Origin of the sequence: Mycobacterium sp. UM_Kg1, from assembly GCF_000972925.1 — a bacterium.
GTDB classification, from domain to species: Bacteria; Actinomycetota; Actinomycetes; order Mycobacteriales; family Mycobacteriaceae; genus Mycobacterium; species Mycobacterium hiberniae.
Window position 1 is genome coordinate 21,912 of sequence record NZ_JRMK01000043.1, and the last position, 7,908, is coordinate 29,819.

Annotated in this window: 8 protein-coding genes and 1 tRNA gene; 5 read left to right on the forward strand and 4 right to left on the reverse strand. The window is 68.2% G+C overall.

Going from position 1 to position 7,908, the window contains the following annotated elements:
* The first annotated feature begins 27 nt into the window (after positions 1–27).
* From LI92_RS09150 to LI92_RS23010, 4 genes are all read left to right on the forward strand, one after another.
* Complete coding sequence (locus LI92_RS09150) at positions 28–1,284, forward strand: NAD(P)/FAD-dependent oxidoreductase (protein WP_046318248.1); 1,257 nt, start codon at positions 28–30, stop codon at positions 1,282–1,284.
* A gap of 56 nt (positions 1,285–1,340) precedes the next feature.
* Positions 1,341–1,790 carry a GreA/GreB family elongation factor gene (locus LI92_RS09155; protein WP_046318249.1) on the forward strand — a complete coding sequence of 150 codons (450 nt, stop codon included), beginning with the start codon at positions 1,341–1,343 and terminating at the stop codon, positions 1,788–1,790.
* A gap of 72 nt (positions 1,791–1,862) precedes the next feature.
* Positions 1,863–1,935, forward strand: a tRNA-Ala gene (locus tag LI92_RS09160).
* Positions 1,936–2,421: 486 nt separating this feature from the next.
* Complete coding sequence (locus LI92_RS23010; RefSeq protein ID WP_133055667.1) at positions 2,422–2,673, forward strand: hypothetical protein; 252 nt, start codon at positions 2,422–2,424, stop codon at positions 2,671–2,673.
* A 157-nt stretch (positions 2,674–2,830) separates the two neighbouring features.
* On the opposite strand, the gene LI92_RS09170 is transcribed toward LI92_RS23010, so the two are convergent.
* Positions 2,831–3,811 (reverse strand): D-2-hydroxyacid dehydrogenase family protein, encoded by a 981-nt coding sequence (locus LI92_RS09170; RefSeq protein ID WP_192830016.1) that lies wholly within the window; start codon positions 3,809–3,811, stop codon positions 2,831–2,833.
* 343 nt (positions 3,812–4,154) lie between these two features.
* Here LI92_RS09170 and LI92_RS09175 point away from each other — a divergent pair, with 343 nt between their 5' ends.
* Positions 4,155–5,411 carry a cytochrome P450 gene (locus LI92_RS09175; protein ID WP_046318250.1) on the forward strand — a complete coding sequence of 419 codons (1,257 nt, stop codon included), beginning with the start codon at positions 4,155–4,157 and terminating at the stop codon, positions 5,409–5,411.
* A gap of 16 nt (positions 5,412–5,427) precedes the next feature.
* Here LI92_RS09175 and LI92_RS09180 read toward each other — a convergent pair whose 3' ends face one another.
* The 3 genes from LI92_RS09180 to LI92_RS09185 all read right to left on the reverse strand — a co-directional run.
* The gene (locus tag LI92_RS09180) at positions 5,428–6,222 is read right to left on the reverse strand and encodes a L,D-transpeptidase (protein ID WP_152665401.1); all 795 of its coding nucleotides are present in this window, start codon (positions 6,220–6,222) and stop codon (positions 5,428–5,430) included.
* Between the two features lie 129 nt (positions 6,223–6,351).
* Positions 6,352–6,546 carry a YbdD/YjiX family protein gene (locus tag LI92_RS22255; protein WP_082109632.1) on the reverse strand — a complete coding sequence of 65 codons (195 nt, stop codon included), beginning with the start codon at positions 6,544–6,546 and terminating at the stop codon, positions 6,352–6,354.
* A partial coding sequence (locus LI92_RS09185; protein WP_046318252.1) for a carbon starvation CstA family protein occupies positions 6,522–7,908 on the reverse strand: 1,387 nt, incomplete at its 5' end. The genes LI92_RS09185 and LI92_RS22255, both read right to left, overlap by 25 nt.

A 7,908-nucleotide genomic window follows, 5' to 3' on the forward strand; every position in this document is an offset into this window, starting at 1 on the left:
GGGTGATGGCCGTCGCATCATGGAGTAATGGATGCGGCCAACCGGATCGACGGTGCGCCACGGTCGGTGATCGTGGTGGGTGCCGGCATCGTCGGGTTGTCCGTCGCCTGGTTTCTGCAGGAGCGCGGCGTCGAGGTCACCCTGGTGGACCGGGTCGGCGTTGCGGCCGGCTCCTCGTGGGGCAACGCCGGCTGGATCTCCCCGGCACTGGCCATTCCGCTCAACGAACCGGCCAATCTGCGCTTCGGGCTGCGGTCCCTGTTCAGCCGGACCGCGGCGCTGCAGGTGCCGCTGAACTCCGGACCGGCACTGTGGGCGTTTTTGGCGCGCTTCGCCCTGAACAGCCGCCCGGCGGCGTGGCGCCGAGCGGTGCGGGCGAACGCGCCGCTGAGCGCGGAGTGCATCGAGGCCTACGACGTCCTGCTGGCCAACGGGGTCGACGCGCCGGTCACCCATGCGCCGTTCACCGCGATATTCCGTACCTCGGCAGATGCCGAGCGGTGGCTGGAGGAACTACGCCGGTTCTCCGAGGCCGGTCAGCCGGTGTTCAGCACCGAACTGACCGGTGCGGCACTGGCTGAACGGGTGCCGCTGGCCTCCTCAGCGGTCGCCGCCGGGGTGCAGATCGACGGTCAGCGCTTCCTCGACCCGGGGCGATTCGTGTCCGCTCTGGGCCGCGCGGTGGTCGAACGCGGCGCTGCCCTGCACGTGCTCGACGTCACCGATGTGTCGCCCAGCGGTGACGCCGTCACCGTGACCGCCCGCGACGGCACGACGCTGACGGCGGCGGCCGCGGTGATCGCCAGCGGCGCGTGGCTGTCACGGCTGGCGGCACGCTGGGTCCGGGTGCCGGTGCGGGCTGGACGCGGATACTCGTTCTCCGTGCCGGTGGACAAGCCGGTCACCGGGCCGATCTACCTGCCCGATGCCCGGGTGGCCTGCACGCCGTTGGGCGCCCGTCTTCGGATTGCCGGCACCATGGAGTTCGGCGATCCCGACTCCCCGGTCGCGCCGGCCCGCGTCGAAGCGATCGTCGCAGCCGCCGGACCTCTGCTCGACGGTGTCCGCTGGGACGAACGCACCGACGTGTGGGTGGGGCCACGGCCCGTCAGCCCGGACGGGCGGCCACTGGTCGGGGAGGTGTGCCCGCGCAGCGTCTACGTCGCCGGCGGGCACGGTATGTGGGGCATGACGCACGGCCCGGTGACCGGCCGGCTGCTGGCCGAGCAGATCACCACCGGCAAACAGTCCGCCGTGTTGCGTGACCTGGATCCGTTGCGCTGACCCGGTCGGGGTCGGCGAGCTGGGGAATCAAAAGCTGTGGTAAAGGAGAACTGTCGATGACTGATTCGAACGGTGTCTGGATGACACCGCAGACCAAGGAAAAGCTGCTGGCTGAGTTGGCGGAACTGTCCGCCCCGCAAGGGGATTCGGGCAGCGTCGACATCGACGAACAGCAGGCCCGCCAGGCCCGGATCCATCAGATCCACGACCTGCTGGCGGTGGCGGTGGTCGGTGAGGACCCGCCTGACGACGGGGTCGCCGAGCCGGGCATGGTGCTGACGGTCCGCTACAGCGACGGCGAAACCGAGACCTTCCTGCTGGGGGTGCGCGACGACGACCAGGGCGGGCTTGAGGTCTATTCGCCGCAGTCGCCGCTGGGCATGGCGATCACCGGCGCCCGGCCGGGGGAGCAACGCACCTATCAGGTGCCCAGCGGCGCCAGCGTGACGGTGACGCTGCTCGACGCGGTGCCCTACGGGCTGCACCAGACCCAGCATCCGGCCTGAAATCAGGCCGGAAGGGGGGGCGTTTTGAACCTTGGTGCGGCTGTGGTGTAGCTTCGATGAGCACGACAACGCGGGGCTATGGCGCAGCTGGTAGCGCACCACACTGGCAGTGTGGGGGTCAGGGGTTCGAGTCCCCTTAGCTCCACTCATTTTGAGAGGTTTTCCGGTCGCTGTGCGCCGATCGCGCGGAAATTGCGACGCGATATCCGGCAGACGAGAGTCCCGGTGCTCGCTCCGCATCGGATCGGTAACGAATTCATTGGCCGGGCCGCCTACTTACACGCATGTGATACGGTTCTTTTTGCAGTCATCAGATTGCAAGTCCGGGGGGGCTGGATACTAATCATCGGAGTTTTGCGTGAAGAGCCTCGGGAGACTCAGTAAGGCGATATTCGCCGGAATCGGCTTTTATGCGGGCGCAGTAATTGTCAGTGGTCAGGCGGGGGCTGTTCCCGTCAGGTCCCTGCCTCTGGGGGGACCGGTGTGTGCGGGCGGTGTCGTCGCTCTGTCTTCGGCTGACGGCGCGGCCCCGGTTGCGGCTCCGGTTGCGGGTGCGGTCCCTGTCGCCGGCCCGGTCGGCGCGGCGCCGGGTATCGCGGGCGCGGCGCCCGGGCCCGGGGATGCGACGCTGGTGTCCGGCACGGAGGTCCCCTGTGGGCCGTCTGCGGCCGACCTGACCCATCTGGCCGGGCCGGTGCCGATGGGTCTGCCCGGGCCGGTGGCCCCGATTCCGATCGCCCCGATACCGGTGGTGCCCGGCTTGCCTGCGCCCGTGCCGTTGGTGGCGCCGGGTCCCGCTGGAGCGGCCGCGGCCAGTCCCATCGCGGGCCTGATGACGGACGCCATCAGCGCTCCCATCGGTTTGGCGGGCGGCACGAAATAGCACGGCTGGATAAAGGTCCGCGAGCAACTGCTCGCGGACCTTTTTCATTTACCGAAAAAGGTGGCATCAGAGGCGACACCCGCTCTTTGTGAAAAAGTTATCCGAGTGCCGCTGAATTGTTACAGAATGTCTTAATCGAATTGAGCGCTGGCTTGCGTCACGGGTTTATCAGCCGCCGCGGTTCGCCTAGGCAATAACCGGCGATTCCGTCGACGATATCGCGATAGAAGATGTTCATGCAGTTCTCGGTCACATAACCCAGATGCGGCGTCAGCGCGGTGTTGGGCAGCGTGGTCAGCGGGTGATCGGCTGGCAGCGGCTCCCGGTCGTAGACGTCGAGCCCCGCACCGCGAATGCGGGCCGCGCGCAGCGCGTCGATCAGCGCATCCTCATCGACCAACCCGCCCCGTGACGTGTTGATCAGGATTGCGCTGGGTTTCATCGCGGCCAGCTCCCTTCGGCCGACCAGCCGACGGGTCGAATCGGCGAGCACCAGGTGCAGCGACACCACATCGGCGGTCTCGAACAGCGTGCGCCGACTGACCAGCTCCACCTGGGCCGCGGCGGCGCGCTCGAGGGTCAGGTGCGGGCTCCACGCGATCACGCGCATGCCGTAGGCGCGGCCCACCGCCGCGACCCGCCGGCCGATACGGCCCAGGCCCACCAGCCCCAACGTCGCGCCGGCCAGATCGGTGCCGACGGTCTGCTGCCACCGCCCGGCCCGCAGCGCCGCGTCCTCGACGATCAGATGACGCTGCAGGGCGTGGATCAAGGCCCAGGTGAGTTCGACTGTCGGCGCGACGGTGCCGTCGGTTCCGCACACGGTGACCCCCAGGCGGTGGGCGGCGGCCACGTCGATGGCGGCGTTGAATGCGCCGGTGGTCATCAGCAACTTCAACGCGGGCAGCCGGGCCAGCAGCCCGGCTCCGATCGGCGTTCGTTCCCGCATCGCCACCACCACTTCGCAGTCGGCCAGGCGGACGGCGAGTTCGGCTTCGGAGCTGATGTGGTCCCGGATCGCCAGCAGCGTGACGGGACGCGGGATGGGCGACCAGTCCACGGTTTCGGCGATGCCCTGGTAGTCGTCGAGCACCGCGATGCGCAGCGGCGGTGTCCCGGCGGGCAACTCAGAACGCATCGCCTTGAGTGTGCCAGAGCAGCCATGCCACGGCTTGGCTGAATCGGCTACGTCCCCAGGATCGGTGGCATACGATCGCCTCTGCGAGAAGGGGGCCATGCGTGCAGCACCCCACCGTCGGCGGCGTTGAGATTGCGCTGCAGGGCGTCGTCCCGGTTCCGCCCACCGGGCTGTCGCGTGAGCGCGTCTGTGCGCCACGCTTCTGCGCGCGCGCCGCTGAGCGGCGGCTGCCCCCGTATCCGGCCCGAGCCGGTCTTTTTCGGTGTCCCCGCACCGGTCTGTGTCACCGACGGTGACCGTTCGGGCCGGCGGACGCCGGTAGGCGAGAGCGAAAGGGAGCGCGATGACCGAGACCCGGCGCCTGTTACCGGAGGGGTTCGACTTCACCGATCCCGGCCTCATCGGCGAGCGGGTTCCGCATGAGGAGTTCGCGCTGCTGCGCCGTTGCGAACCGATCTGGTGGAACGCGCAGCCGTTCGGCGTCTCCGGCTACCCCGACGAGGGCTACTGGGTGGTCACCCGGCACGCCGATGTTCGGGCGGTATCGCTGCAGGACGAGGTCTTCTCCTCGCACGAGAACAGCTCCCTGATCCGCACCAACACCACCAGCAATCAAGAACTCCCCGACGCCAGCCGCGACAACATCATGTTGTTCCTGGACGGACCCAAGCACGCCAAGCTGCGCAGGATCGTCTCACGCGGATTCACCCCCCGGGTGGTCGCCGGTATGCGGTCCGCACTGGACCGGCAAGCCCGCGAAATCGTTTCGGCGGCCGCCGAACACAACACCGGCGACTTCGTCACCGACGTCGCCTCGCAACTGCCACTGGCGACCATCTGTGAGCTGATCGGCGTACCAGCCGCCGAGCGCCGGCAGGTCTTCGACTGGAGCAATCGTCTGGTGGGCGGCGGCAACGGCGACGCGGATGCCGGGGCCGACGGAATGCAGGCCTCCGCCGAACTTTTGGGATACGCCTACCAGATGGCCGAAGACCGCAAGGCCCGCCCGCGGGACGACATCGCGACCGCCCTGGTGACCGCGACCATCGACGGTGAACAGCTGACCCCGCTGGAATTCGGCTATTACGTGATGATGCTGATGGTGGCCGGCAACGAGACCACCCGCAACGCCACCTCGCAGGGGATGCTGGCATTCTTCGACCACCCGGATCAATGGCGGCTGTTCGTCGAGCAGCGGCCCGCCACCATGGCCGACGAGGTGGTCCGCTGGGCGACGCCCGTCATCTCCTTTCAGCGCACCGCCCTGCGCGATGCCGAGCTCGGCGGGGGGCTCATCGGCAAGGGCCAGCGGGTCGGCATGTTCTACGGCTCGGCCAACTACGACGAGGAGGTCTTCGAGGACCCGTTCACGTTCGACATCCTGCGGAGCCCGAACCCCCACTTGGGTTTTGGGGCACCGGGCGCGCACTACTGCATTGGGGCCAACCTCGCCCGGATGCAGATCGATTTGATCTTCGGCGCCCTGGCCGACATCGTTCCCGACATCCGCCGGCTTGGTCGCCCGTCCCGGTCGGTTTTGCCGTGGATCAACGGGATCGATGCCATGCCGGTGGAATTCGGCGGCGCGTCGGCGTCCTAGAGGCAGCGGCGCGCAATCACTCCGTGATGATCACCGGGTCGCCGATGTTGACCCGGTCGAAGTACCATTCCGCGTCGGTGGGGCTCAGTCCGATGCAGCCGTGGCTGACGTTCTCCAGCCCCAAGGAACGCAGCGCCCAGGGCGCGGAGTGGACATAGAGCCCCCGCCGGGTGATGCGTACCGCGTGCTCGACCTCGAAGCGGTAGCCCTCGGCGGAGTCGATCGGGATGCCGACGCTGCTGGAGTCCATCACGACCTTGCGGTCCTTGGCCAGCACGGTGTAGTTGCCGGTCGGCGTCTCGTATTCGGTCTTGCCCATGGTGGCGGGCAGCACCCCGTCCTCGCCCCAGTGCGGGCGGTGGTGCGGGGTCGGCAGCGGGCCGGCGTCCTCGCCGTCGACGGTCACGGTGAAGGTGTGTGCCGAGATGCTGGCCACCCCCACCACCTTTGCGCGCGTGCTGAAGTCGACGGATCGCTTGCCCACCGACAGTGCCACGGTGCTGTGCGCCGGCCAGTAGCGGTCGGGGATCCACTGGACCTCGGTGTCATCGACCCAGTCGAAGGCTCCGGTCATCGGCGGGTCGGATCGCACCGCGATGCTGCGCTCGGCGGCGCCTCGGTCGCGCACCGGTGCGGAGAACGTCACCACGACCGGGTGCGCGACGCCGACGACAGCGCCCGACGCCGGCTGAATCGAGGCGATCCCGGTCACTGGGGGCTGGGTGGCGGCGGCGGAACTCAGTCCGGGCGTCACGAGCGTTGTGACCGCGACACCGATCACCACCATTGCAGATCGCACGGATGTCCACATCGTCGGCATACCTTCCCCATCTTCTGACTTGGGTTATCGCCGTTGATGCTAGGGAGATTCGTGCCGATAGTCCGTGAGCACATGCCCACGAGACGGTCACGGCTTCATTGAGGTTTGGACACGGTGGGATCAGCAGCAGCGCGCCCCGGGAGTTGCGTCATGGCGGCGCCGCCAGTAGTCGCGCTCGGAGAGCACCGGTTCGCCGGGATGCGCGCGGCGCCGGTACTCCAGGTAACGACGGTAATGGTTGTCGCCCAACAGCGATGACCAGTACCAGCCGATGTGGCGGGCGGCCCGCCCTAAACCGCGGAACGGGCGTCCCATTGCGCCTGCACCTCCCGCTCGGCGGCCGTCGCGATCAGTCCGGCCGGGGCGAACCGCCGCGACGGCACCGGTGGTGGTTCGCCGGTCGAAGCCGCACCACGAATCGCCCGCAGTGACACCATGATTGCCGCGATCACCACCACCGCCACCAGGACGGCGAACACGATCGACAACGTGCCCTGGATGAAGGTGTTGCGCACGACGTCATGCAGTTGTTCGGCGTTGGCCGCCGATCCGAACGACGTCTCACCGGCCCGCTCGGCGGCCCGGTAGGCGAAGTGCTGCGTCCAGTAGCCCACTCGGGGGTCTCCGGAGAAGATCTTCTGCCACGATGCCGTCATGGTGACGGTCAGATCCCACAGCAGTGGAATGCCTGGCACCAGAGCCCATTTCAGGCCAAAGCTGCCCCGGCTCTTCTTGATCACGATCACGGTGACCACGGTCAGCGCGATAGCGGCCAGCAACTGATTGGCGATACCGAACAGCGGGAACAGGGTGTTGATCCCGCCGAGCGGGTCGGTGACGCCCATCAGCAGAATCGAACCCCAGCCGGCCACCACGGCCAGGCTGCACGCCCACGCCCCGACCCGCCAACTCGGGTTCGCCAGCCGGCGCAGGGGTCCGCCCAGGTTGCTCAGCGCGTCGGCGAGCATGAACCGTGCCACCCGGGTGCCGGCGTCGACGGTAGTCAGGATGAACAGGGCCTCGAACATGATCGCGAAGTGGTACCAGAAGGCCTTGAGTCCTGGCCCGCCGAACACCTGACCCAGCACGTCGGCCATCCCCAGGGCCAGCGTCGGGGCACCGCCGGTGCGCGAGACGATGGACTGTTCGCCGACGGCGGCGGCCGCATCGGCGATCTGTTCGCCGGTCACCGGCGCGCCGCTGAGCCCCAGCCCGTTGACGTAGGCGGCGGCGCTCGAGGCGGTACCGCCGGTGGCGGCGACGGGTGCGTTGAGGGTGAAGAACAGATGCTGGTCCAGAACCGACGCGGTGATCAGCGCCATCACCGCCACGAAAGACTCGGTGAGCATGCCGCCGTAGCCGATCAGGCGCATCTGGCTCTCTTTTTCCAGCAGCTTGGGGGTGGTGCCGGAGGCGATCAGCGAGTGGAATCCGGACAACGCGCCGCAGGCGATGGTGATGAACAGGAACGGAAACAGTGAACCGGCGAACACCGGCCCGTCGCCGGTGCGGGCGAACTCGGAGATGGCCGGAGCGGCCATCACCGGGTGGGCGATCACGATGCCGACCGCCAGCAGCGCGATCGTGCCGACCTTCATGAAGGTCGACAGGTAGTCGCGCGGGGCGAGCAGCATCCACACCGGCAGCACCGAGGCGGCGAATCCGTAGCCGATGATG

Bases quoted from the DNA above. Each gene is read 5' to 3' on its own strand.
- LI92_RS22255 (WP_082109632.1), bottom strand. From the start codon at position 6,546: ATGGGACGCCCGTTCCGCGGTTTAGGGCGGGCCGCCCGCCACATCGGC.
- LI92_RS09150 (WP_046318248.1), top strand. From the start codon at position 28: ATGGATGCGGCCAACCGGATCGACGGTGCGCCACGGTCGGTGATCGTG.
- LI92_RS09170 (WP_192830016.1), bottom strand. From the start codon at position 3,811: ATGCGTTCTGAGTTGCCCGCCGGGACACCGCCGCTGCGCATCGCGGTG.
- LI92_RS09155 (WP_046318249.1), top strand. From the start codon at position 1,341: ATGACTGATTCGAACGGTGTCTGGATGACACCGCAGACCAAGGAAAAG.
- LI92_RS09180 (WP_152665401.1), bottom strand. From the start codon at position 6,222: ATGTGGACATCCGTGCGATCTGCAATGGTGGTGATCGGTGTCGCGGTC.
- LI92_RS09175 (WP_046318250.1), top strand. From the start codon at position 4,155: ATGACCGAGACCCGGCGCCTGTTACCGGAGGGGTTCGACTTCACCGAT.